The sequence below is a fragment of the Actinospica acidithermotolerans genome (genome assembly GCF_018139625.1).
In the GTDB taxonomy this organism is placed as follows: Bacteria; Actinomycetota; Actinomycetes; order Streptomycetales; family Catenulisporaceae; genus Actinospica; species Actinospica acidithermotolerans.
In genome coordinates this window covers 13,722-36,448 of record NZ_JAGSOH010000055.1, presented here as the reverse complement: position 1 = coordinate 36,448, position 22,727 = coordinate 13,722, and the positions used below count along the sequence as shown (strand labels likewise).

18 protein-coding genes are annotated in these 22,727 nt (G+C 71.7%); 6 read left to right on the top strand and 12 right to left on the bottom strand.

What is annotated here, in order from left to right:
• Window positions 1-12: 12 nt before the first annotated feature.
• Genes KDK95_RS18960 through KDK95_RS18945 form a run of 4 tightly spaced genes read right to left on the bottom strand, consistent with a single transcriptional unit; the run spans window position 13 to window position 5,210 of the window.
• Entirely contained in the window at window positions 13-1,692 is a 1,680-nt protein-coding gene (locus KDK95_RS18960) for a thiamine pyrophosphate-dependent enzyme (protein ID WP_212519537.1), read from the bottom strand.
• Window positions 1,692-2,558, bottom strand: a complete 867-nt coding sequence (locus tag KDK95_RS18955) for an amidohydrolase family protein (RefSeq protein WP_212519536.1) — start codon at window positions 2,556-2,558, stop codon at window positions 1,692-1,694. Before KDK95_RS18955 ends, KDK95_RS18960 begins: the two co-directional genes overlap by 1 nt.
• A gap of 31 nt (window positions 2,559-2,589) precedes the next feature.
• The gene (gene lhgD, locus KDK95_RS18950) at window positions 2,590-3,777 is read right to left on the bottom strand and encodes an L-2-hydroxyglutarate dehydrogenase (protein WP_212519535.1); all 1,188 of its coding nucleotides are present in this window, start codon (window positions 3,775-3,777) and stop codon (window positions 2,590-2,592) included.
• Entirely contained in the window at window positions 3,774-5,210 is a 1,437-nt protein-coding gene (locus KDK95_RS18945) for an aldehyde dehydrogenase family protein (RefSeq protein WP_212519534.1), read from the bottom strand. The genes lhgD and KDK95_RS18945 overlap by 4 nt, the downstream gene beginning before the upstream one ends.
• Window positions 5,211-5,413: 203 nt before the next feature.
• On the opposite strand from KDK95_RS18945, the gene KDK95_RS18940 reads away from it, so the two are divergent.
• Window positions 5,414-6,346, top strand: coding sequence for a LacI family DNA-binding transcriptional regulator (locus KDK95_RS18940; protein WP_212519533.1), 933 nt, complete (start codon window positions 5,414-5,416; stop codon window positions 6,344-6,346).
• Window positions 6,347-6,389: 43 nt separating this feature from the next.
• Here KDK95_RS18940 and KDK95_RS18935 read toward each other — a convergent pair whose 3' ends face one another.
• The 3 genes from KDK95_RS18935 to KDK95_RS18925 all read right to left on the bottom strand — a co-directional run bounded on the left by KDK95_RS18935 (window position 6,390) and on the right by KDK95_RS18925 (window position 9,432).
• Entirely contained in the window at window positions 6,390-7,178 is a 789-nt protein-coding gene (locus tag KDK95_RS18935; RefSeq protein ID WP_212519532.1) for a hypothetical protein, read from the bottom strand.
• A 98-nt stretch (window positions 7,179-7,276) separates the two neighbouring features.
• Entirely contained in the window at window positions 7,277-8,257 is a 981-nt protein-coding gene (locus tag KDK95_RS18930; RefSeq protein WP_212519531.1) for a LacI family DNA-binding transcriptional regulator, read from the bottom strand.
• 62 nt (window positions 8,258-8,319) lie between these two features.
• Complete coding sequence (locus KDK95_RS18925; RefSeq protein ID WP_212519530.1) at window positions 8,320-9,432, bottom strand: tyrosine-protein phosphatase; 1,113 nt, start codon at window positions 9,430-9,432, stop codon at window positions 8,320-8,322.
• Between the two features lie 307 nt (window positions 9,433-9,739).
• On the opposite strand from KDK95_RS18925, the gene KDK95_RS18920 reads away from it, so the two are divergent.
• Window positions 9,740-10,189 carry a GtrA family protein gene (locus tag KDK95_RS18920; protein ID WP_212519529.1) on the top strand — a complete coding sequence of 150 codons (450 nt, stop codon included), beginning with the start codon at window positions 9,740-9,742 and terminating at the stop codon, window positions 10,187-10,189.
• Here KDK95_RS18920 and KDK95_RS18915 read toward each other — a convergent pair.
• Genes KDK95_RS18915 through KDK95_RS18905 form a run of 3 tightly spaced genes read right to left on the bottom strand, consistent with a single transcriptional unit; the run spans window position 10,090 to window position 14,398 of the window.
• Window positions 10,090-12,327, bottom strand: a complete 2,238-nt coding sequence (locus KDK95_RS18915) for a glycosyltransferase family 2 protein (protein ID WP_212519528.1) — start codon at window positions 12,325-12,327, stop codon at window positions 10,090-10,092. The two genes, KDK95_RS18920 and KDK95_RS18915, sit on opposite strands and share 100 nt — an antisense overlap.
• Window positions 12,288-13,232: an NAD-dependent epimerase/dehydratase family protein gene (locus KDK95_RS18910; RefSeq protein ID WP_212519527.1), complete on the bottom strand. Its 945-nt coding sequence runs from the start codon at window positions 13,230-13,232 to the stop codon at window positions 12,288-12,290. The genes KDK95_RS18915 and KDK95_RS18910 overlap by 40 nt, the downstream gene beginning before the upstream one ends.
• A complete protein-coding gene (locus tag KDK95_RS18905; protein WP_212519526.1) occupies window positions 13,229-14,398 on the bottom strand; it encodes an NAD-dependent epimerase/dehydratase family protein in 1,170 nt (389 codons plus the stop codon). The genes KDK95_RS18910 and KDK95_RS18905 overlap by 4 nt, the downstream gene beginning before the upstream one ends.
• 212 nt (window positions 14,399-14,610) lie before the next feature.
• On the opposite strand from KDK95_RS18905, the gene KDK95_RS18900 reads away from it, so the two are divergent.
• The gene (locus tag KDK95_RS18900) at window positions 14,611-15,309 is read left to right on the top strand and encodes a response regulator transcription factor (protein ID WP_212519525.1); all 699 of its coding nucleotides are present in this window, start codon (window positions 14,611-14,613) and stop codon (window positions 15,307-15,309) included.
• Window positions 15,306-16,871: a sensor histidine kinase gene (locus KDK95_RS18895; RefSeq protein ID WP_212519524.1), complete on the top strand. Its 1,566-nt coding sequence runs from the start codon at window positions 15,306-15,308 to the stop codon at window positions 16,869-16,871. The genes KDK95_RS18900 and KDK95_RS18895 overlap by 4 nt, the downstream gene beginning before the upstream one ends.
• A 15-nt stretch (window positions 16,872-16,886) precedes the next feature.
• On the opposite strand, the gene KDK95_RS18890 is transcribed toward KDK95_RS18895, so the two are convergent.
• Window positions 16,887-18,170: a citrate synthase gene (locus tag KDK95_RS18890; protein ID WP_212519523.1), complete on the bottom strand. Its 1,284-nt coding sequence runs from the start codon at window positions 18,168-18,170 to the stop codon at window positions 16,887-16,889.
• 184 nt (window positions 18,171-18,354) lie between these two features.
• On the opposite strand from KDK95_RS18890, the gene KDK95_RS18885 reads away from it, so the two are divergent.
• Together KDK95_RS18885 and KDK95_RS18880 are read left to right on the top strand one after the other, a co-directional pair.
• Window positions 18,355-20,736: a SpoIIE family protein phosphatase gene (locus KDK95_RS18885; RefSeq protein WP_212519522.1), complete on the top strand. Its 2,382-nt coding sequence runs from the start codon at window positions 18,355-18,357 to the stop codon at window positions 20,734-20,736.
• 15 nt (window positions 20,737-20,751) lie between these two features.
• Entirely contained in the window at window positions 20,752-21,405 is a 654-nt protein-coding gene (locus tag KDK95_RS18880) for a DUF998 domain-containing protein (protein WP_212519521.1), read from the top strand.
• Here KDK95_RS18880 and KDK95_RS18875 read toward each other — a convergent pair.
• Entirely contained in the window at window positions 21,356-22,708 is a 1,353-nt protein-coding gene (locus KDK95_RS18875; protein WP_212519520.1) for an RNA polymerase sigma factor, read from the bottom strand. The two genes, KDK95_RS18880 and KDK95_RS18875, sit on opposite strands and share 50 nt — an antisense overlap.
• Window positions 22,709-22,727 lie beyond the last annotated feature (19 nt).

Below are 22,727 nucleotides of genomic sequence, written 5' to 3'. Positions count from 1 at the left end.
CAAAGAGAGGTCTCAGCGGTTGACGCGGACGTCCACGATCGCGGTGGTGCCGCCGCGCACGGCCTGCAGCGCCTTCTCCAGTCCGGCGCGCAGCTCGTCGGGTTCGGAGAGGGTCAGCCCGAGCAGGCCGAAGGGCTCGGCGAGGGCGGCCAGGTCGGGCTGGTCGGACAGGTCGACGCCGTGGAAGTCGTCCTCGGCGACCGCGGTGCCCTCGGGGTAGAAGCGCAGGTGGTTGAGCTTCATGGACAGGTACTGCCGGTTGTTGAACACGACGATGAGCACCGGCAGGTCCAGGCTCTTGGCCGCGCTCAGCGACTGCACGATCGGGTTGTAGAGGAACGACCCGTCGCCCACGGTCAGCGCGACCTCGCGGGCCGGGTCGGCCAGCTTCACGCCGAGCGCGACGCCGATGCCCTGGCCGAGGCCGCCCTGCACGTAGCTGTACCGCCCGGGCCGGTCCGCCTTCAGCCGGCCCTGCACGACCCGCGCGTGGGTGATCGTCTCGTCGATCACCGCGGCGTCCGGGTCGAGCAGCTCGCGCAGGCAGTCCACGACGTCGGCCGGGTCGATGCCCGCCGCCTCGGGACGCGGCCGCTCGGCCGGGGCAGCGGCGAACCGCTCGGCGCGCTCGCCCGTCAGGGCCCCGTCGATCCCCGCCTCGCGCACCGACGCGGTCAGTGCGCGCAGCGTCGGCGCGACATCGCCCTCGAGGTACTGATCCGCGCCGAGGACCTGGTAGTCCACGTACGGCCGGTGCGGCACGTCGTCGATCACCAGCACCCGCGAGTCCGCGGGCCGGTTGCTCGGCGGGTAGTACGGCGCGCGGCAGCAGACCAGCACGATGAGGTCGGCCTCGGCGAGCAGGGCCGCCGGGTCGCCGCCGCGGTGCAGCCGGTGGGTGCGCGGGAAGTTCGCGCAGACCGCCGACTGCGGCTCGACGACCGGGATCTCCAGGGCCTCGGCGAGCTCCAGCAGCGCCTCGAAGCCGTCCGGGTGCCGGCCCGCCGACTCGGTCAGGATGACCGGCCTGCGGGCCGTCTTCAGCAGCCCGGCGGCGCGCTCCAGCTCGACGGCCGGGCTCACCCGGGCGCCGGGCTCGGGCACCGGACGGGCCGCGGCGGGCCTGCTCCACGGCTGGAGCAGCACCTCCATCGGCACGTTGAGGTACACCGGCCCGGCCGGCGCGCGGCGGGCCAGCTCGGCCGCGCGCACCACGTGGCCGTAGGCGGTCGAGGCATCGCCCACCTGCGTGGACCACTTCGTGAACGGCGCCGCGACGGCCTGCGGGCCGCCGACGATCGAGAGGTTCCGGTACCACTGCGAGCCCGGGTCCGTGCCGGTCTCGCCGTACGTGGTGGACTCGGCGGAGGCGACCACCATCGGCACGCCGGTCAGCAGCGCGCCGTGGATGCCGTTCGCCCCCTGCAGCAGGCCGGGCACGGCGTGCAGCAGCACGAGCTGCGGCCGGCCGGTGGCGAGGGTGTAGCCGGTGGACATCGCGACGGCGAGCGTCTCGTGCATCAGGTCCAGGTAGCGCGGCCCGGGGGCCCCGTCACGGCGCTGCCGTGCCAGGGCCTCCCACACCGGCGCCCACTCGGAGCCCGAGGAGCAGAACACGACATCGACGCCGATGTCCCGGCAGGCGGCGAGGATGGCCTCGCCGCCGTCGAGAGCCGCGGATCCCTCAGCCATCACTTTCCTTCCGGCACGGGCCAGCCCAGGCACTCGCTGATCCCCCGTCCCATGATCCACTCAAGCTCCTCCTCGGTGAAGCCGAAGTGCTCGGTGAACTGCTCGACGGTGTCCGTCCAGGTGATGCCGTGCCCCATCAGCCGGGTGATGTCGGTGCCGAAGAAGGCGCGCTCCGGGCCCATCTTGTCCACGACCTCGTGCACGTACTTCGCGATGTTCAGGTTCGGGAACGGCTGGGTGGAGTAGCCGGGCACCGCGGACACCTTGACGTAGATGTTCGGGTGCTTGCACAGGTCGGCGGTCTCCTGGACCCAGTAGCCGATCGCGTCGTCCACGCAGCGGGCCATGATGCCCATGTGGTCGATGATGATCTTCAGGTCGGGGTGCTTGGCCGCGATCTGGCCGAGCTCCGCCTTCCAGATCGGCGCGTGCACCATGGTGACCAGGCCGAGCTCCTCGGCGAGCGGCCAGTACCAGTCGCAGGTGCCGTCGATCATCCAGTTGCGGTCGATCGGCCGGTGGAAGGTGAGCCGGGTGCCCTTCACGTACGGGTTCGCGGCCAGCTCGCGCATCAGCTCCGCGCCCTCCTCGGGCTTGTTCTGCGGAACGCGCGCCATCACGCCGAAGCGGTCCGGGTGCGCCTCGCAGGCCTCGAGCGAGTAGTCGATCCGGTCGCCCTCCCAGGACGGCGGCACGATCAGCGCCCGGTCGATCTTCGCCTCGTCCATCAGGCCGAGGGCCTCCTGGTAGCTGAACGCCTCCTCGCGGTGGCCGTTCAGCCGGATCCGCTCGCGCGCCCCGGGGACCCAGGGGCGGTCGGGGGTTTCTTCCTTCCACACGTGGATCTGGGTGTCGACGATGAACATGCGGGTCCTCGCTTCTTTTCTAGAGCACCGACTATTTCGCGGTGATGTGGTCGACCACGTACTCGGCGATCGCCAAGCTCGAGGTTGCGGCGGGAGAGGGGGCGTTGCGCACGGCCGTGACCGGGCCGAGCGCGGAGATCCGGAAGTCGTCGACCAGCGAGCCGTCCCGGTCCACCGCCTGCGCCCGCACTCCGGCGGGCGCGGCGACCAGGTCGGCGGGCGCGAGTTCCGGTACGTAGGCGCGGGCAGCGGCGGTGAAGGCGCGCTTCGAGAACGAGCCGCGGTACTCGTGCACGCCCATCCGCCAGTGCTGCCTGAACAGGCGGAGCGAGCCGGGCCAGGCCAGGGTCCTCAGCAGGTCGGCGGGCCGGATGTCCGTGCGCTTGTAGCCTTCCCTGGCCATCGCCAGCACCGCGTTCGGCCCGACGTCCACGGTGCCGTCGATCCGCGGCGTCAGGTGCACGCCGAGGAACGGGTACGCCGGATCGGGCACCGGGTAGACCAGGCCGTTGACCAGGTGCCGGCGGTCCGGGACGAGCCGGTAGTACTCGCCGCGGAAGGGCACGATCGCCGGTCCCGGGTCGTCGCCCGCGAGCCGGGCCACGCTGTCGGACTGCAGCCCCGCGCACAGCACCAGCCGGTCGAACTCGTCCCGCTCGCCGCGGCTGGTCACCGCTACCCCGCCGGCGCTGCGCTCGACCCCGTCGACCGGCGCGTTCAGCCGTACGCTGCCGCCGAACTTCGTCAGATCGTCGACAAGCGCGTGCGCGATCGCCGGGTAGTCGACGATCGCCGTCGTGGGGGAGTGCAGTGCGGCGAGCCCGGTCACGTGCGGCTCCAGCTCGCGCAGTTCCTCCGGCCCGAGCCAGCGCACGCCGGGGACGCCGTTGCCCGCGGCCCGGTCCTGCAGGTCGCGCAGCCGGGTCACCTCGACCTCGTCGCGCGCGACGATGACCTTGCCGAGCTCGCGGTATTCGAGCCCGTGCTCGGCCGTGAACTCCTTGATGAGCTCGACGCCGCGCCGGCACAGCGTGGCCTTGAGCGAGCCCGGCTTGTAGTAGATGCCCGAGTGCACGACCCCGGAGTTGTGGCCCGACTGGTGCTTGCAGATCACGTCCTCCTTCTCGAAGACGGTCACCTCGGCTCCGGTCGTCTGCGCGATCCGCCGGGCCACGGCCAGGCCGACCAGACCCGCGCCGACCACGCCGACGCGCTTCACCGGGCACCGCCGCCGACGCGGATCGCGACCGTCTTCACCCGCGTGTAGAAGCGCAGCGCCTCGGCGCCCTGCTCCTTGAACGGGGATCCGGAGTCGCCGAAGCCGCCGAACGGCAGATGCACGTCCCAGCCGGGGGTGGGCAGGTTGACCGCGACCTGGCCGGCGTTCACCCGCGCGGCGAATTCGTGCGCGTGCTCGAGGCTCGTCGTGAAGACGCCCGCGGCGAGGCCGTAGACCGAGTCGTTGACCGCCGCCACCGCCTCGTCGAACCCGTCGACCACGCGCACGGCCGCGACCGGGCCGAAGACCTCGTCGCGCCAGATCGCCATGTCCGGCCGCACATCGGTCAGCACGGTCGGAGCGACGTAGCATCCGTGCTCGAACCCGCCCTCGGTCGGCGCGTATCCGCCCACCGCGACGGTCGCGCCCTCGGCCTTCGCCCGCTCGACGTGCGTCAGGACTTCCTTCTGCTGCTGCGCACTGACCAGCGGTCCCATCGTCGTGGCCGGGTCGGAGCCGGGGCCGACGCGCAGGCTCCCGGCGTACGCGACGAGGCCGGCGATCACCTCGTCGGCCACCGCGCGGTCCACGACCACCCGGCTGGTCGCCGTGCAGCGCTGTCCTGCCTGGCCGAACACGGCGGCGGCCACGGTCGGGATCGCGAGCGCGAGGTCGGCGTCGGCGAGGATCGCCGTCGCGTTCTTCCCGCCCATCTCCGTCTGCACGCGCACGTTGCGTCCGGCCACGCGGCGCTGGATCGTCCGGCCGACCTCGGTGCTGCCGGTGAAGGACACCGCGGCCAGCCGCTCGTCGTCGAGCAGCACGTCCGAGATCTGGCTCGCCCTGCCGACCGCGACCGCGAAGAGCCCGGCGGGCAGGCCGGCGTCCGCGAGGGCGCGGGCCAGGTGCAGCGCGACGAGCGGGGTGTCGGTCGCGGGCTTGAGGATCACGGCGTTCCCCGCCGCCAGTGCCGGAGCCGATTTGCGGGCCGGGGTGATCAGCGGGTCGTTCCACGGCGTGATCAGCGCGACGACGCCGAGCGGCTCCGTGCGCACGCTGGTCTCGGTGCCCGGCCGCGCATCGGCGAGCAGCTGCCCGTACGGCTGGCGCGCGAACCCGGCGTAGTAGTCGAAGAAGTCGGCCGCCTTGGCCACCTCGCCGCCCGCCTCGGCGAGCGTCTTGCCCATCTCGGACACCAGGTCCGCGGTGATCTCGGCGGAGCGCTCCCGGAGCAGCGCGGCGGCCCGGGCGAGGATCGCGCCGCGCTCGATCGGCGAGGTCCGGCCCCAGCCCGGAGCCGCCTGCGCGGCCGCGTCGTAGAGCCCGAGGACCTCGCCGCCCGTCATCGCCGGGACCCGCGCCACCACCCGGCGCGTGTCCGACGGGTCGAGCACGTCTATCGTCCGCCCCGGGTCCGTTGCTGGATCAGTCACCACCGTCGCGCACTCCCACCATCCGTCGAGAAGCCTCACCGGCACGGCGAGGTGTCACGAGCGTAGGAGCGGCGAACAGGCCCCCGAAATGGGTCAAGGCGCAAACTTAGCTGTACACGGCTCCCCACGGACCCGCTCTGACCTGCGCTCCGGGAATCCTGACCCGGTAGAATCGGCGGCGCGCCCGGCACCCGAGGAGATTCATGGCCGCATCCCGGCGGGTCACGCTCAACGACGTCGCGGCCGCGAGCGGAGTCTCGCGGGCCACGGCGGGATTCGTCCTGGCCAACGACCCGAACCAGTCGATCTCCGCGGCCACCAGCGAGCGGGTGCACGCGGCCGCCGCCCGCCTGGGCTATGTGCCGAACGGCGTGGCCAGGGCGCTGCGCGAGGGCTCGTCGCGGGTCGTCGTGCTCGAGATCGACCCGCAGTACGACGGCAGCTACTCGCGCGGCTTCATCCGCGGTCTGGACGCCGAGCTGACCGCGCACGGGCACGCGCTGTTCGTGCGGCACGGCCCGTACACCGACCGGGCCACGGACCAGGTCCTGCACGCGATCGCGCCGCGCGCGATCCTCCGGTTCGGCGAGTCGTACCAGGCCGGCAAGGACCTCGAGGACTTCGGCGGCGGCTGGCGCGACGGCCTCGCGGCGCACGCGGCGCTGCAGATCGGCTACCTCGTCGAGCACGGCCACGAGCGGATCGCGCTCGCCCTGCCGGACACGCACTCAGCGCTCACCGAGGCCCGCGTGCGCCTGACCGCGCAGTCCGCGCAGGCGCTGGGCGTGCCGCGCCCGGCGTGCTTCGACGTGCCGCGTCCGGGTGCGGAGAGCGTCGCCGCCGTCGAAGCGTTCCGGGCCGGGCACCCGGACGTGACCGCCATCGCCGCGTTCAGCGACGTCATCGCCCTCCGCGTGATGAGCGCGCTGCGCGACCTCGGACTTTCGGTGCCCGCCGACGTGGCCGTCATCGGGTTCGACGACGACGAGGCGGGAGCCCTCGCGACCCCGGCTCTCACCACGCTGCACCGCGAAGCCGACGTGCACGGCAGACGCGCGGCCCGCAACGTGCTCGGCCTCGACGCGCACGACCTGGCGCCGCAGCCCGGCCGCATCGTCGCCCGCGAATCCGCCTGACGACACACGCGACCCGCCCGATCCGCGGCACCTCGGCCGCGGCCTAGGCCGAGGGCGTCGCCACCTTCTGCGCCGACGGGCCGCCGAGCGCGTTGCGCACCGTGGGCATCCGCAGCGACGTCATCCGCCGCCAGCCGCCGGAGAGCTCGTAGAGGTAAACGCCGTGGATGCCGGCTGCCAGGATCTCCGACTTCGCTCTCGACCAGCCGAGAATGCGGCCCATGTGCGCCATCACCGCCCGGCTGACATCGCGGTAGACCTTGATCTCGGCGTGCGCCGTCCGGTTCAGGATCGCGTCGATCTCGGCACGCCGGCCGTCCTTCGCGAGCCGCAGCAGCTCCTCATGGCAGTACGCGAGGTGGTTGTCCTCGTCGGCGCTGATCTGGCGCACCGCCTTGCCCATGTGCGAGTCGTGCTCGAACACGCGGCACAGCAGCCGCATCTGCTCGGAGGCGCGCTGCTCCGTGACGCGGCTGTGCGCGAGGTAGACCGTGATGTCGTGCCCGGTCAGCGGTTGGTTATCGCGCAGCCGGGCGTGCGCGAGGCCGATGCCCTGCTTCTCCAGCAGCATCGTGTAGTCCGCCTCCGGCGGGACCTCGACCGGTTCGAGATCGCGGTTGCGCATCAGCCCGCGGAAGATCCGGCCGTGCTTGTCCTCGTCGGCGCCGTGCCGGGCGATCTTCGGTGCCAGGACCGGGTCCGCGACCAGCGCCGAGATCCGGCCGTTCTCCCAGCCTCCCTGGCTCTCGCCGCTCATCGCGATGCTGCAAAAGAGCCGGAAGGCCTCGTCGTTCTGGTAGATCTCCTGAAAAAGACTCCGAGCGGAAAGCATCCGTGGACCAGCCTCCTCGCCTAGTACTCCACGACCCGAGTAGAAGGCGGGCGGCGAGGGCCTGCAACCGCAGAGTGCCCATGCGGGGGAACGGCGGTTCAGGGAGCGGAGGCGCGGCGGACCAGGCGCGGGCGGGTGACACTCGCGCTCTCGGCCGGGGTCTCGCCCTCGAGGCGTGCCGCGACGACACGCGCGAGGTCGCGGCCGGAGTTCTCGTAGTCGACGGCGACGGTCGTGAGCGGCGGGATGCAGACCTGGCCCGCGACGATGTCGCCGACCCCGATCACCGCGAGGTCGTCCGGGGCGCTCAGGCCGCGCCGGTGCATCCCGGCCAGGACCGCCATGGCCGCCTCGTCGTTGTACGCGCACACCCCGGTCACCGACGAGCGCACCCACTCGTCCACGACGAGGGCCGCCTGCTCGCCGTCCATGTCGACGGTGAGCGCGAGGGGCGGGGCGAGTCCCCGGTCCGCGCACTCGGCCTCGACGCCCCGCATGCGCTCCCGCACGCGGAACTCGGTCGCGTGCAGCGCGGGAAGCGCGTAGCCCAGGCGCTCGCGGCCCGACTCGATCAGGTGCCCGGCCTGGAGACGGCCGATCGCCTGCAGCTCGACCTGAGCCCGTCCCGCCGCACCGTGCACGAGCTCGGCGCCGGTCCGCTGCACGGCGGCGGCCGTCTCCGCGTCCAGTGGAATCAGGCTGACGACGACGGAGGCGTCCACCGCGGCGCACAGGTCCGGCAGCGGACGGCCGTGGCCCTCCACCAGATGCGTCAGCAGGGACAGGCCGTTCTCGGCGAGGGCCGCGGCCAGCTGCTCGATGAAGCGGGAGAGGTTCGCCGAGATCGGCACGCCGGGCAGCGCGAGCAGCACGACGTCGCTGCGGCCGGCGGCCAGCGAGCGGGCGGAGCCGCGCGGCCGGTAGTCCAGCCGCTTCGCGGCCTCCAGGACGCGCCGCCTGGTCTCCTCGGGGATGGTCTGCCCGCGCGTGTCGTTCAGGACGAAGCTGACGGTCGTCTGCGACACGCCTGCTTCGCGCGCCACATCTGTGCTGGTGACCCGGTTGGAGGGTCGTCTCATCGGCCGCCTCGCTTCTCCCGGCGCCCACTCTAGCGCCGAAGGGGCGAGGCGGCCGACGGTCGTCAGCCGACGAGCAGCTTGGCGCGCAGCTTCGCGATCGTCCGCGGGCTCAGCCCGAGGCCCTTGACCGCGTAGTCGTACATCGAGCCGTAGGTGGCCTTCACCTGGTCGAGACCGGCCTGAAGGTAGGAGGCCTGTACTTCGAGCAGCGGGGTGTAGATCGCGGCCTCGGCGGCCGGCATCTCCTTCAGCAGCGCCTGGACGGAGGCGGAGCCGAAGTAGTAGGTGTTGCTGAGCAGGTAATCCTGCATGACAGTGTCCTGCGGCACGCCGAGCAGCGTGAGCAGCACGGCCGTGGCCCAGCCGGTGCGGTCCTTGCCGGCGGTGCAGTGGTAGAGCGAGGCGCCCTTGCTGTCGGCGATCCCGGTCAGCAGGGAGCCGAAGGCCGCGCGCGCGGTGGCGTCGGTGACGAAGTCCTGCTCGATCTCCTGCATGTACTCCGCCGCCGCGTCGGCGCTGGTCAGCGTCGGCGAGAGCGATATGTCAGCCAGCACGTTGAGGTTCGTGTAGGTGGCGCCGGTCGGGACGACGTCGGGGGAGGAGGCGATCTCCGAGGCCGTGCGCAGGTCGTAGTCGTCGGTGATGCCGAGCGTGTCGACGACGGCCAGGTCGGAGCTGCTCAGCGACAGCGCCTGCGAGCGGTAGACGACGCCCATGCGCACCCATTGGCCGTCGACCGTGCGGTAGCCGCCGACGTCACGCAGGTTCGGGTCGCTGGCCAGGCCCAGGTCGCGGACCGTCAGCACGAGCGCGTCGCCGGACGACGGCACGAGCCGGATCCAGTCGCCGTACGCGGCGGAGACGGTCGCCGTGCCGGTGGAGGCCGCCGCGAGCCCGACGAAGTGCTTCTGGCCGGTCTTGGCGGAACCGGCGTAGACGGCCACGCCGCCATGCAGGTTCGGCGCGGTCCAGGTGACGGTCAGCGTGCCCGCCGAGGTGTTCGCGGTGACGCTCGCGTCGGTGAACGGCACGCGGCTGAACACAGTGCCGTGGTCGGCGCTCTGCGTCGCCGGGTGCGCGGAGGTCTGGGCGCTCGCGGTGCTCGCACCTGCGGCGACGACGGCCGCGGCGGCGAAGACCGCAGCGCCACGGGTGATGCGGGAGGAGGGGTTCATGGTCGGTGAGGCTAAATCACTAATGCGAATTAGCGTCGCTCCCGGCATGGCCGTCCGGTGTCGGCAGGATGAACTGGGCGGTCGGCCTTACCCGGAGACCCCGAGTCGCCTCCGCCTTCGCGTGACTTTCCGCAGCCCTGACGGCGCATCAAGTCACGGCCGGCAATACGAGTCCTGGTTCCGCCGTACCCGGATCGAATTCTTCAAATTCCCGATCGGCCGGATACGGCCGTGCCCTGAGATTCTCAACAGACCCGTACAGATACTTTTCAGATTCGGAGACTAGCGTCGACGTGAAGGGAGCCCCATGATCGGCACATTCCTCCGCTACGGCGCAGGCTCGCTCGTCGCGATGGCGTGCAGCGAAATCGTCCTGGTCGGAGCGTACAACCTCGGCGCCGACTCGCAGTGGGCGACCATTCTCGCCTGGGCCGCCGGGGCGCTGCCGAACTACGTGCTGAACCGGCGCTGGGCGTGGCGCTCCGACACGCGCACCGGCGGCGAGAAGCTGCGCGAGCTGACTCTCTACTGGCTGATAACGCTGATCACGGCTGGATTCGCGATTCTCGCGACGACCGCGACCGACGACTGGATCATGAACACGGTGACCAGCCGCGGCGCGCAGTCGGTGCTGCTCGCCGCGGCCTACCTGCTCGCCTACGGCGTCGTGTTCGTCACCAAGTTCGTGCTGTTCGACCGGCTGGTCTTCGCCGACCGCCGCACGCGCCACCAGGTGCCGAGCACGACGCGCGCGTAGCGGGAGCCGTACACCAGCGCGTTGCCCTTCTTCGTCTGTCCCGCGTCCCGCCGCGCGATCGTCATGGGCACCTCGTGCACCCGCCAACCGTGCGACATGACGCCGATCAGCAGTTCCGAGGATTGATACTGCGGCTGACGCAGCGTTACCGAAACCGGCACTTCCGTGCGCATGGCGCGCAGCCCGAAAGACGTATCGGTGACGCGTTGGAGCATGAGCAGGCTGACGAGTGCGGCGAAGAAATGGCAGCCCGCGTTGCGTATGCGATTTCCGCTTTCGTCTCGGCCGAGTACGCGCGATCCGCTGACGAAATCGGCTTCGTCGTTCACGATCGGGGAGAGCAGCCGCGGCAGTTTCGAGGTGTCGTACTGGCCGTCGGCGTCCGTCGTGACGACGTAGCGGGCACCGCCAGCGTGCGCGAGCTGATACCCGAGCCGCAGCGCCGCGCCCTGGCCGCGATTCGTCGGGGCGACGCACGTGAAGGCGCCGTGCTCGATCGCCTCGGCCGCGGTGTCGTCGGTCGCGCCGTCCACGACCACGAGCGGGCAGACGCGCATCCGGTGGCACTCGGCCGGCAGCCGGTCGAGGACCGCGCCGATCGACTCGGCCTCGTTGTACGCGGCGATCAGGACGACGACGGGTCCGAACTCGACGTCGGCCCCGTAGCGCGCGTGGAAGCCCTCCGTCGCCGCGGCGTCGACGTCGTCCGGAAAGCTCTCGAGGAGCGGCCTCTTCCTGGTGATCAAGGCGAAAGCACCTCCCATGGGTAGGAATACGAGGGCGGGCAGCTGGTACCGCCAGGAGAATTCGAAGACGTCCGCGCCGAGCAGCAGCACGACGCCGGTTCCGGTCCACAGCAGCGCCTGCGCGCGCATCCAGGACCGCCGCCGGACGATCCCGGAGAGCCCGGCCAGCAGCGCGGCGCCGAAGAACCAGCCGGGTGTGTACCCGCCGTCGAGCTGGTAGTGCCGCAGCCACGCGGACAGGCCGAGGTTCAGGTGGCCGCTCCCGGAGCCGCCGGACTCCTGGATCAGCGACCGGATCTCGTTCGGGGTGCCGGTCCAGGTCGGCAAGCTGGTCTGGAACTGCCATCGCGAGATCGCCGTGCCGCCGCTGACCGTCGTGCGCGGCGAGACGAACAGCTGCAGGAAGTCCCTGCCGACCGCCTCCGCGACGGCCAGCGGCTGATGCAGAAGCACCCAGTGGTCGAAGAGGTTGATCTCGGTGGTCCCGGCGTCGGTGTCGGGGGAGGACGGATCGTGCGCGTAGTAGTCGGGGCCGAGCGACTTGCGGTAGGCGACCGATCCCGCCGGGCACAGCGACTTCAGGCTGCTCGGCACCCGCGCGCAGTCGGCCACCGTGGCGACCCGCCCGTAGAGCAGGTTCTGCGAGCTCTGCACCGAACCGCCGGTGTCCGCGCTCGCGTAGATCGCGTTGGCGGCCAAGGGAACCGCGAACAGCACGGCCAGCAGCGCGCCGGACGCGAGCCGGCGCCGCCACGTCGGCCCGAGCACGATCACGACGTAGATCGCGGCGGGGACGAACGTCGCCTCGCCGACCGTCCGCACGACGCTCGCGCAGCCGAGCAGCAGCCCGGCGCCCGCGACGGCCTTCCACGACGGACGCCTGTTCCAGGCCAGGATCGTCACCGCGAAGGCGACCATGGCCAGGAACAGGCTGTCCGAGAGGATGTTCTGCTCGATCTGCCACTGGTACGCGTCGAGCAGGACGGGCGCCGTGGCCAGCGCGCCGAGCCAGCGTGCCGCGCCCTTTCGGTGCAAGAGCGCGTACATGCACACGGCCATCGCCAGTGCGGCTCCGTGCTGCACCGCGACGACGAGGCTCAGGTGCCCGATGTCCAGCAGAGCCCGCAGGATCAGCGAGTAGCCGAGCGGGTCCTGCGCGGTCGGGCTGAGCGTGAACCGGTTGGTCAGGTAGTTCGCGGAGTCGATGTAGAACAGGGCCGGCCGGTACGCCGCCATCGTCAGAGCCCTGCCGGTCAGGCCCAGCACCAGGACGATGGAGAACATCCAGTGCGTGCGGGCGAGCCCGGGCAGCTTCCGGATCCCCTGGAGGAAGCGGCGCACCAGCCGGCCGATCATGCTGCCGTGCGGGTCGTGCGGCGGAAGTCGGCCCACACCTCGCGCAGGCCGTCTTCCAGCGACACGGCCGGCTCGTAGCCCAGCGCGGCGGCCCGGCCGATGTCGACCCGCACGGCCGGCATCTCGCCCTGCTTCGCCGCGATGTGCCGGGCCGGGATGTCGATCCCGGTCGCCTTGCGCGCGGCTTCGAGCAGGTCGAGCACGCTCACCGACTCGCCGCTGCCGATCACCACCGGCCCCGTCGCGTCCTGCTGCCAGGCGAGGACCAGGCCCTGCACGACGTCCAGGACGTTGACCAGGTCGCGCTTCTGCTCGCCGGAGCCGTAGATCTCGACCTTGCCGCCGTCGCGCGCGGCCCGCATGATCCGCGGCACGAAGCTGTCCTTCGCCGCCATGCCGGTTCCGTACACGTTGGTCAGCCGCAGCGCGCACGTCGTCATGCCGTATGAGCCCTGATAGGCCGACAGCAGCATCTCGCACGCCGCCTTGGAAGCGCCGTACGGCGTCAGCGGGCGCAGCGCGATCTTCTCGTCGATCACCGAGTCGCCGGTGTTGCCGACGACCGCGTTGGTCGAGGCGAGCATGAAGCGCGAAACGCCCTTCACCCGCGCGAGTTCCAGGAGCGCGGCGGTCGCCGTGACGTTCAGGTCGTGCACCCCGGCCGGATCGTTCACCGACGCCAGCACCGAGGTCGCCGCCGCCAGGTGCACGATCCCGTCCAGGTCCGCGGTGACGATCCGCTCCCGGAAGCCCTGGTCGCGCAGGTCGCCGATCAGCAACCGGCCGCAGTCCGGGACCGGCCCCGGGCGCTGGTCCGCGACCAGCACCGAGGCCCCGGCCTGGGTCAGCGCGCGCACCACGTGCCGGCCGATGAACCCGGCGCCGCCGGTCACCAGGATCCGGGCCCCGGCGAGCCGCGACCCGGTGCTCCGCGCGGTCACGCCGCCCCCGCGGGCTGCGGCAGGGCGCCGCGCCACCGGACGCCCGGCAGCAGCGCCTCCGACTCGACCCGGTCGCGGTGCTCGGCGACCAGCGGGAACAGCGACTCGATCAGCGTGTTCGAGAGCAGATGCGGCACCAGGCCCAGGCGCGGCAGGGCGGTGTGCACGACGCGGTAGTAGTGCTCCTCCTGCTCGACGCGCGGGTTGTCCAGGTACTCGATGCGCACCTCGCCGGGGAACGCCTCGGCGACCGTCTTGGCCAGGTGGTCGACGCGGAAGGACTCGGTCATCTGGTTGAAGACCCGGAACTCCCCGGCCTCGGCCGGGTTCTCGCAGGCCAGCCTGACGCACTCGACCGTGTCGCGGATCTCGATCATGCCGCGGGTCTGGCCGCCGCCGCCGTAGACCGTCAGCGGCCTGCCGAGCACCGCCTGGATCACGAAGCGGTTGAGCACGGTGCCGAACACCGCGTCGTAGTCGAAGCGGGTCGCCAGCCGCGGGTCGGCGGCCGTCTGCTCGGTGCGGTGCCCGTAGACGATGCCCTGGTTCAGGTCCGTGGCGCGCAGGCCCCAGATCCGGCAGGCGAACTCGATGTTGTGGCTGTCGTGCACCTTGGACAGGTGGTAGAACGAGCCCGGCTTCTTCGGGTAGAGCATCCGGTCGGTGCGCCCGTTGTGGGTGACCTCGAGCCAGCCCTCCTCGATGTCGATGTTCGGCGTGCCGTACTCGCCCATCGTGCCGAGCTTCACCAGGTGGATCGACGGATCCACCTCGGCGATCGCGTAGAGCAGGTTCAGCGTGCCGACCACGTTGTTCGTCTGCGTGTAGACGGCGTGGTCCTGGTCGATCATCGAGTACGGCGCGGCCCGCTGCTCGGCGAAGTGCACGATCGCGTCGGGCCGGAAGGAGCGCACGGCGTCCGTCGTGAACGCCGCGTCGGTCAGGTCGCCGGCGAACGGGGTGAGCGTCCGGCCGGAGACCTCGCGCCAGGCCCGCACCCGCGCGTCGAAGGACTCGATCGGCACCAGGCTCTCCACGCCGAGCTCGCGGTCGTACTCGCGGCGGGCGAAGTTGTCCAGGACGCCGACCTCGTGTCCGGCGGCCGACAGGTGCAGCGCCGTGGGCCAGCCGAGGTAACCGTCGGCACCCAGCACCAGGATCCGCATGCAACACACCTCTTCTCTCGGTTGCCGCCGTCCGGTGACGCCGACAGCAGGCAGTCCACCGGGCCGGGCTGAGCGGTTTCTGGGCGCTTCCTGCAAGCTCCCTGCACATCCGCGCACGTCAGCGGCCCGACCTGGTGGACGGACGCGGAATCTGCGGCGGACTTCAGGGAAACCTGCAGACACCTTTCAGGAACGGGTCAGAGCATGAGCCCATGGACTTTCCGGAACCGCTCGCCCACCTGCTGGTCGTCGACGACGAGCCGAACATCCGGGAGCTGCTCGCGGTGAGCCTGCGGTTCTCCGGTTTCGCGGTGAGCGCGGCGGCGGACGGCCGCGAGGCGCTGGCCGCGGCCGACGCGCAGCCGCCGGACCTGGTGATCCTCGACGTGATGCTGCCGGACATGGACGGATTCGACGTGGCCGCGCGGCTGCGCGAGACCCGCCGCGTCCCGGTGCTGTTCCTGACCGCCAAGGACGCGGTCGAGGACAAGGTCGCCGGCCTGGCCATCGGCGACGACTACGTGACCAAGCCGTTCAGCCTCGAGGAGGTCGTCGCCCGGATCAACAACGTGCTGCGCCGCTCCCTCGGCGAGCAGGTCCCGGGCCGCTACGTGGTGGCCGACCTCGAACTCGACGACCAGGCTCACGAGGTGCGCCGCGGCGGCACCCGGATCGAGCTCTCGCCGACCGAGTTCAAGGTGCTGCGGTACCTGATGGCGAACAGCGGCCGGGTGCAGTCCAAGGCGCAGATCCTGGACCACGTCTGGCACTACGACTTCGCCGGCCAGCAGGGCATCGTCGAGTCGTACGTCTCCTTCCTGCGGCAGAAGCTCGAGGTCGCCGGCCCGCGGCTGCTGCACACCGTGCGCGGCGTCGGCTACATCCTGCGCGAGCCCAGGGCCGGCGAGTGAGGCTGCGGCTGTGGTCCCGGATCCCGCTGTGGGCCCGGCTGGTGCTCGGCACGCTGGGCCTGGCCGCAGTCGGGCTTTCGGTGACCGGAGCCGTGGGCGTCAACCTCTTCCGCGACTACCTCGTCGACCAGAGCGGCCAGCAGCTCACGACCGTCGCGCGCACCATCGCCGGCGCGCACTGGGACAAGCCCACCTACCAGTCGCTCAACTGCGGAAGCCTGCCGAGCGACAACGCCGTCGAGCTGCTGACCAGAACGACGAGCGGCGCGACGGCGCTGACCTCGTGCAGCGCGACCGTCGGCCAGTCCAACGCGCTGCCGACCATGCCGTCGGCCGCGACCCTGGAGGCGGCGGCCGAGTCGGGCTCGACCATCACCGAGAGCAGCACGGTCGGCGGCGCCAAGATCGAGTGGCAGATCGTGGTCGTGAGCGAGAGGTACCTGACCCCGTTCACCGCGCAGGCCCAGGCGTCCGCCTCCGTCCGCACGTCGACCTACGGCAGCACGCCGCCCGCGGACTCGAAGACGGTGGCCGACGGCTACGTGCTGGTCGCCACCCCGCTCAGCAGCGTCGACGCGACCGTCGCGCACCTGGACCGCCTCGACATCAGCGTGGACATCGCCGTCGGCTTCGCGCTGCTCGGCGTGGGATACGTCCTGGTCCGCAGAACCCTGCGACCGCTGCGCGAGATCGAGGCGGCCGCGGCCGCGATCTCGGCGGGCGACCTCGCCCGCCGCATCCCCCACGGCCACCCGAAGACCGAGATCGGCCAGCTCTCGAAATCCCTCAACGGCATGCTCGGCCAGATCGAGGCCGCCTTCGGCGCCCAGGCGCGCTCCGAGGCCGAGGCGCTGCGCTCCGAAGCCCACATGCGCCAGTTCGCCGCCGACGCGGGCCACGAACTGCGCACCCCGCTCGCCTCCATCAGGGGTCTGACGGAGATCTACCGGCAGGGCGCGGTCGACGCCCGACAGACGCCCGACCTGATGCGCCGCATCGAGGACGAGGCGACGCGGATGGGCGTGCTCGTCGAGGACCTCCTGCTGCTCGCGAGGCTCGACCAGCAGCGCCCCCTCGCGCACGACCGCGTGCACCTCGTCGCCCTCGCCGCCGACTCCATCACAGCCGCCAGGGCCCGGACCGCGGACCGCACGATCGAACTCGCCGTGGAGCGCCCCTCCGGCTCCGCCGAACCTGTCGTCACCGGCGACGAGAACCGCCTGCGCCAGGCCGTCGACAACCTCCTGACGAACGCCGTGCGGCACACCCCCGACGACACCCCGATCACCGTCCGCGTCCGCCCGGACGAGCAGCCGGGCCGCTACGCCCTCGACGTGCTGGACACCGGCCAGGGCCTCAGCCCCGCCGACGCCGCCCGCGTCTTCGAACGCTTCTACCGCGCCGACCCCTCCCGCGCCCGCACCACCGCCCAGCAGGGCAGCGGCCTAGGCCTGGCCATCGTCGCCGCCATCGCCGAAGCCCACGGCGGCACCGCCACCGTCCGCACCGAACCCGGGGCCGGTGCCTGTTTCACCCTGAGCCTTCCGATGGCAGTGGGCTGAGAGCGAAGTCCGCCGTCACAGATCGCGTTCCGGATAGCCGGTGTAGACCTGCCGAGGCCGGCCGATCTTGGTGGCCGGGTCGTTCATCATCTCGCGCCAGTGGGCGATCCAGCCCGGCAGGCGGCCGATGGCGAACAGGACCGTGGACATGCGGGTCGGGAAGCCCAGGGCGCGGTAGATGAGGCCGGTGTAGAAGTCGACGTTGGGGTAGAGCTTGCGCTCGATGAAGTAGTCGTCGGAGAGCGCGCGCTCCTCGAGCTGCTTGGCCAGGTCGAGGAGCGGATCGCCGCCGGTCTGGTTGATGATCTCGTCGGCGATCTTCTTCACGATCGCGGCGCGGGGGTCGTAGTTCTTGTAGACGCGGTGGCCGAAGCCCATCAGGCGCACGCGCGCGGAGCGGTCCTTGACGCGCTCGACGAAGGTGTCGACGTGGTCGCCGGACTCGTGGATCTTGACGAGCATGTCGAGCACGGCCGCGTTGGCGCCGCCGTGCGCGGGCCCGAACAGGGCGTTGATGCCGGCCGAGACGCTGGCGAAGAGGTTGGCCTCGGCGGAGCCGACCAAGCGCACGGTGGAGGTGGAGCAGTTCTGCTCGTGGTCGGCGTGCAGGATGAAGAGCACGTCGAGTGCGTGCACGAACAGCGGGTCGGCCTCGTAGGGCTCGGCGGGCAGGCCGAACGTCATCCGGAGGAAGTTCTCCACCAGGCCGCGCGAGTTGTCCGGGTAGAGGATCGGCTGACCGACGGACTTCTTGTGCGCGTACGCCGCTATCGTCGGCAGCTTCGCGATCAGCCGGATCGTGGAGAGCTCGACGTGCTCGGCGTCGAAGGGGTCGAGGCTGTCCTCGTAGAAGGTGGACAGCGCCGAGACGGCCGAGGAGAGCACGGACATCGGGTGCGCGTTGCGCGGGAAGGCGTCGAAGAAGCGGCGCAGGTCCTCGTGCAGCAGCGTGTGGCGGGTGATCTTCTCGGAGAAGTCCTCGAGCTGTGCGGCGCTCGGCAGCTCGCCGTAGATGAGCAGGTAGCTCACCTCGAGGAAGCTGCAGCGCTCGGCGAGCTGGTCGATCGGGTAGCCGCGGTAGCGCAGGATCCCGGCGTCGCCGTCGATGTAGGTGATCGCCGAGGTGCACGAGGCGGTGTTGACGAATCCGGTGTCCAGCGTCACCAGGCCGGTCTGCTTGAGCAGCGGCCCGAGCTCGATGCCGGACGCGCCGTCGGTGGCGCCGCGGATCGGGAGTTTCAGCTCGCCTCCCGGATAGCGCAGCTCGACCCGGGCTTCGTCGTCGGCGGAAGTGGACATGACCGGCCCTCCGTGACTCGTCTGGCGGCGCGACCGGTGCGGCCCCGCATTCCACGTCTAGCACGCGGCATCCGCCGAGGCGAGCCTCTGTGGCTAAACGGGCCGATCAGGTGATGTTTCCCCGGCGCCGCCCGGTGGGCCGAATGTTACGATGACCTTCACGCGCGCGGTGGGTGGTCGATCGGTGACGGAACGCCTCAGTGGTGAGACGGGCACGGCGGAGGTCGTCGTCGACGCCCGCGGCTTCGTGACGCACTGGAACGGCCCGGCCGAGCGGCTGTTGGGCTACCCAGCGGACGAGATCGTCGGCCGGCCGGCGTGCGGGCTGCTGTTCGAGCGTCCCGCGCCCGAGGAGGTCCGCCGGGCGGCCGCCGAGAACACCGAGCGCTGGAGCGGCCCGCTCGCGCTGCGGCACCGGGACGGCGGCCGGGTGGACGTCGTCGCGATCGCGCACCACGGCTCGGGCAAGTGGCGCTTCGTCTGCCCGATCGGCCGGGACGGCGACGCGCGGCCGGAGGACGACGACCTCGCGCGCTGGGCCTTCGACCAGCTGCCGGCCTGCTCGGTCTCCCTCTACGACGCCGAGCTCAAGTACCGCCGCTCCAACCAGGCCATGAGGCCGGTCGTCGGCCTGCCGGACGAGACCGTGCGCGGCCTCGACATCCACGACATCACCACGCAGCCGCAGACGATCAACCTGGCGGACGGACTGCGCCGCGCGCTCGAGACCGGCGAGCCGGTGCACCTCGAGAGCTTCCAGCGCACCGGGGGAGAGCGGCGGATCCACGCATGGTCAGTCGACTTCGCGCCGCTGAAGGACCCCGAGGGCGAGGTGCACGGCGTCGCGCTGATCGCGCACGACATCACCGAGCAGTTCTGGGCGCGCAAGCGGCTCGTGCTGCTCAACGACGCCGCGAGCCGGATCGGCAGCACGCTGGATCTCACCCGGACGGCGGAGGAGCTGCTGGAGGTGACTGTTCCGGAGTTCGCGGACTTCGCGAGCGTCGACCTGCTCACCGCCCTCGACTCCGATATCGAACTCGGCGACGGCGAGCTGTCCGGCACGGTCACGCTGCGTCGCGTCACGCACCGCTTCGCCCCCGGCACGCTGCTGCCGACGGTACTCGGGCCCGGCGGCGTCGACAGCTATCCCGAGTTCTCACCTCCCGCTCGCGCCCTGGCCTCCGGGGCGGGCGTGCTCCGCAACGCCGAAGACCTCGAATTCGTCGAGTGGATGCGGCAGGACGCCCGGCGGGCCGCGATCATCCAGGGCCAGGGCTACCACTCGATGATGGCCGTGCCGCTGCGGGCCCGCGGCGTGACCCTCGGCGTCGCGGTGTTCTACCGCCGCAGCCGCCAGGACCGGATGGAGCGCTTCGGCCGCGACGATCTGCTGCTGGCCGAGGAGTTGGCCGCCAGGGCCGCGGTCGCGATCGACAACGCCCGCCGGTACACGCGCGAGCGCGAGGCGGCGCTCTCGCTGCAACGCAGCCTGCTGCCGCAGCGCATGCCCGAGCAGGGGGCTGTCGAGGCAGTCTCGCGCTACGTTCCCGCGGGGGCCCGCTCCGGGATCGGCGGCGACTGGTTCGACGTGATCCCGCTCTCCGGCGCCCGCGTCGCCCTGGTCGTCGGCGACGTGGTCGGCCACGGCGTCCGCGCCTCGGCGACCATGGGCCGGCTGCGCACGGCGGTGCGCACGCTCTCCGACGTGGACCTGCCGCCGGACGAGCTGCTGACCAGCCTGGACGACCTCGTCCTGCGCCTCGCGGCGGAGAACGCGCCGGCCTCCGAGGGCGACGAGATCGGCGCCACCTGCTGCTACGTCGTCTACGACCCGGTCTCCCGCAAGTGCACGATGGCCAGCGCCGGGCACCCGCTGCCGATCATCGTCTCGCCGGACGGCGCGGCGGCCGCGGCCGCGGTGTCCGTCGGACCGCCGCTCGGGATCGGCGGCCTGCCCTTCGAGGCGGCCGATGTGGACCTCGACGAGGGAAGCCTGCTCGCGCTGTTCTCGAACGGGCTCATCGACGTGCCCGACCACGACGTGGACGCGGGCTACGAGCGGCTCCGCCGCGCGCTCGCGCGTCCCGGCATCTCGCTGGACCAGGCCTGCGACGCGGCGTTCGGCGGCCTGGCGGGCACCCGGCCCAAAGACGACGTCGCCCTGCTGATCGCGCGCACGCGGGCCCTGGGCGCCGAGCGCGTCGCCACGTGGAGCATCCCCTCCGACCCGACCGCCGTCGCGCTCGCCCGCAAGGGCGTCTCCCGGCGGCTCTCCGAATGGGACCTCGACGATCTCACCTATTCGGCCGAACTCATCGCCAGCGAGCTGGTCACCAACGCCATCCGCTACGCGTCCGATCCGATCACCCTGCGACTCATCTATGACCGCGTGCTGATCTGCGAGGTCTCCGACGCGAGCAGCACCGCGCCGCATCTGCGCCGGGCCCGCGACTGGGAGGAGGGCGGCCGTGGTCTAATGCTCGTCGCCCAGATGGCCCATCGCTGGGGCACTCGGCACTCCCTCACTGGAAAGACCATCTGGGCTGAGATCCTCGCGCCGTGAACGTACGGTGGAATCATGACGATCGTTCCATGGTGGGCGCGGCTCTCCGCCGGACTCGCCCCTCTGGTGCTGATCGGGGGCTGGGCGCTGGGCGCGGCGCTGCAGCCGGCCTCGTACACTGCGGTGGACGACTCGATCAGTGCGCTGGCTGCCGACGGCGCCGCGGACTCGTGGCTGATGACCGGTGCGTTGTACGTGCTCGGTGTCTGCTACTTCACCACCGCGCTGGGCCTGCGGACGGCGGCGATGCCCGGCCGCGTCGTGCTGGGCTGCGGCGGCGTCGTATCGGTGCTGGTCGCGCTCTCGCCGGAACCGCCCGGCGGGACCTCGCCGCGCCACCTGGTGACGACCGGCATCGGCTTCACACTGCTCGCGCTCTTCCCGGTCCTGGCCGCACGGCGCGATAGGTCATCGTCGCTGGTCTGGGCGCTCAGACCCCTGGTCGGCTACGTCGTCACCGTGCTGATGGCGGCAGGGGCCGCGTGGTTCCTCGTCGAACTGCACGGCCACGGAGCCGCCGGTGTCGCCGAGCGGGTGCTGACCGGCGCGCAGTCCCTCTGGCCGTTCGTCATCGTCGTGGCCTGCGTCATGCATTCCCGGCTCCCTGACGAACCGATCGTCAGCTCGCGGAAAGACGCCGGGCGAGGAGACGCCGTTCGGCGTCGGTAGGGGCCAATTCGATCGCCGTACGGAGGCACGCGTCGGCCTCGGCGCTCCGGCTGGATCGTTGCAGCAGGTCCGCGCGGGTGGCGTGCAGCAGGTAGTAGCCGTCGAGGCGGCCGGACTCGGCGAGCCGGTCGACGACCGCCAACGCGGCCTCAGGCCCTTGCGTCATGGCGAGCGCGACGGCGCGGTTCAGATCGACGATCGGGCTCGGCGCGATGCGTGCGAGCTGGTCGTAGAGGCCGACGACCTGCGGCCAGTCCGTCTCGGCCGTGAACGGGGCGGTCGCGTGGCACGCCGCGATCGCCGCCTGGATCTGGAACGGCCCGGCGCGGCGCATCCGCAACGCGCGTTCGAGCACCGCCGTGCCCTCGTCGATCTCGCCCGCGTCCCACGAGCCGCGATCCTGCTCGGCGAGCGTGACGAGCTCGCCGGCCGCATCGGCGCGCGACGGACGGCGCGCGTCGTGCAGCAGCATCAGCGCGAGCATGCCGTGCGCCTCCGGCTCGTCCGGCATCAACGCCGCGAGCACGCGCGCGAGCCGGATCGCCTCCGCGCTCAGCCGCGCCTTGTGCCGCTGGTCGCTGTATCCCTCGTTGTAGAGCAGGTAGAGCACGTGCAGGACCGCGGGCAGCCGGTCCGGCAGCAGGTGCGCCGGCGGGACGCGGAACGGGATGACCGCGTGCGCGACCTTCTGCTTCGCGCGGAAGATGCGCTGGCCCATCGTGCGCTCCGGCACCAGGAACGCCCGGGCGATCTCGGCGGTGCTCAGCCCGGCGAGCGCGCGCAGGGTCAGCGCCACCTGCGCGTCCAGGTTCAGCGCGGGATGGCAGCAGGTGAACATCAGCTCGAGGCGCTCGTCCGGGATCTCCCCGTCCCTGGTGTACGGCGGCGGCTGCTCGCGTTCCATCGCGGCCCACTCCCTGAGCTTCGCCGTCTCGGTCGACGCGCGGCGCATCCGGTCGACGGCCCGGTTGCGGGCGGCCGTGGTCAGCCAGGCGAGCGGCTGCCGCGGCACGCCGGTGTCCGGCCAGGAGCGCAGCGCCTGCGCGAAGGCGTCCTGCGCGCACTCCTCGGCCAGATCCCAGTCGCCGCCGGTGAACCGGATCATGGTGGCCACGATCCGGCTCCACCCGTCGGCGTAGACCGCGGCGACGGCCTCGCGCAAGCTCACGTCCCCGGTGTTCGCGTCGTGCGCGGCCTGCGCGTTCGCGTCCCGCGAGTCCCGCGCATCCCGTGGGTCCTGCGCATCCCGTGAATCCCGCGCATCCCGCAGGTCCCGCGAGTCCCGCGCGTTCGCGCCGCTCATCCGCGGTCCGCTCCCTGCC

Excerpts from the sequence above, each read along its gene's own strand:
- KDK95_RS18890 (WP_212519523.1), bottom strand. The coding sequence starts at position 18,170 with ATGTCCACTTCCGCCGACGACGAAGCCCGGGTCGAGCTGCGCTATCCG.
- KDK95_RS18875 (WP_212519520.1), bottom strand. The coding sequence starts at position 22,708 with ATGAGCGGCGCGAACGCGCGGGACTCGCGGGACCTGCGGGATGCGCGG.
- KDK95_RS18935 (WP_212519532.1), bottom strand. The coding sequence starts at position 7,178 with ATGCTTTCCGCTCGGAGTCTTTTTCAGGAGATCTACCAGAACGACGAG.
- KDK95_RS18880 (WP_212519521.1), top strand. The coding sequence starts at position 20,752 with ATGACGATCGTTCCATGGTGGGCGCGGCTCTCCGCCGGACTCGCCCCT.
- KDK95_RS18960 (WP_212519537.1), bottom strand. The coding sequence starts at position 1,692 with ATGGCTGAGGGATCCGCGGCTCTCGACGGCGGCGAGGCCATCCTCGCC.
- KDK95_RS18940 (WP_212519533.1), top strand. The coding sequence starts at position 5,414 with ATGGCCGCATCCCGGCGGGTCACGCTCAACGACGTCGCGGCCGCGAGC.
- KDK95_RS18920 (WP_212519529.1), top strand. The coding sequence starts at position 9,740 with ATGATCGGCACATTCCTCCGCTACGGCGCAGGCTCGCTCGTCGCGATG.
- KDK95_RS18955 (WP_212519536.1), bottom strand. The coding sequence starts at position 2,558 with ATGTTCATCGTCGACACCCAGATCCACGTGTGGAAGGAAGAAACCCCC.
- KDK95_RS18930 (WP_212519531.1), bottom strand. The coding sequence starts at position 8,257 with ATGAGACGACCCTCCAACCGGGTCACCAGCACAGATGTGGCGCGCGAA.
- KDK95_RS18925 (WP_212519530.1), bottom strand. The coding sequence starts at position 9,432 with ATGAACCCCTCCTCCCGCATCACCCGTGGCGCTGCGGTCTTCGCCGCC.
- KDK95_RS18900 (WP_212519525.1), top strand. The coding sequence starts at position 14,611 with ATGGACTTTCCGGAACCGCTCGCCCACCTGCTGGTCGTCGACGACGAG.
- KDK95_RS18905 (WP_212519526.1), bottom strand. The coding sequence starts at position 14,398 with ATGCGGATCCTGGTGCTGGGTGCCGACGGTTACCTCGGCTGGCCCACG.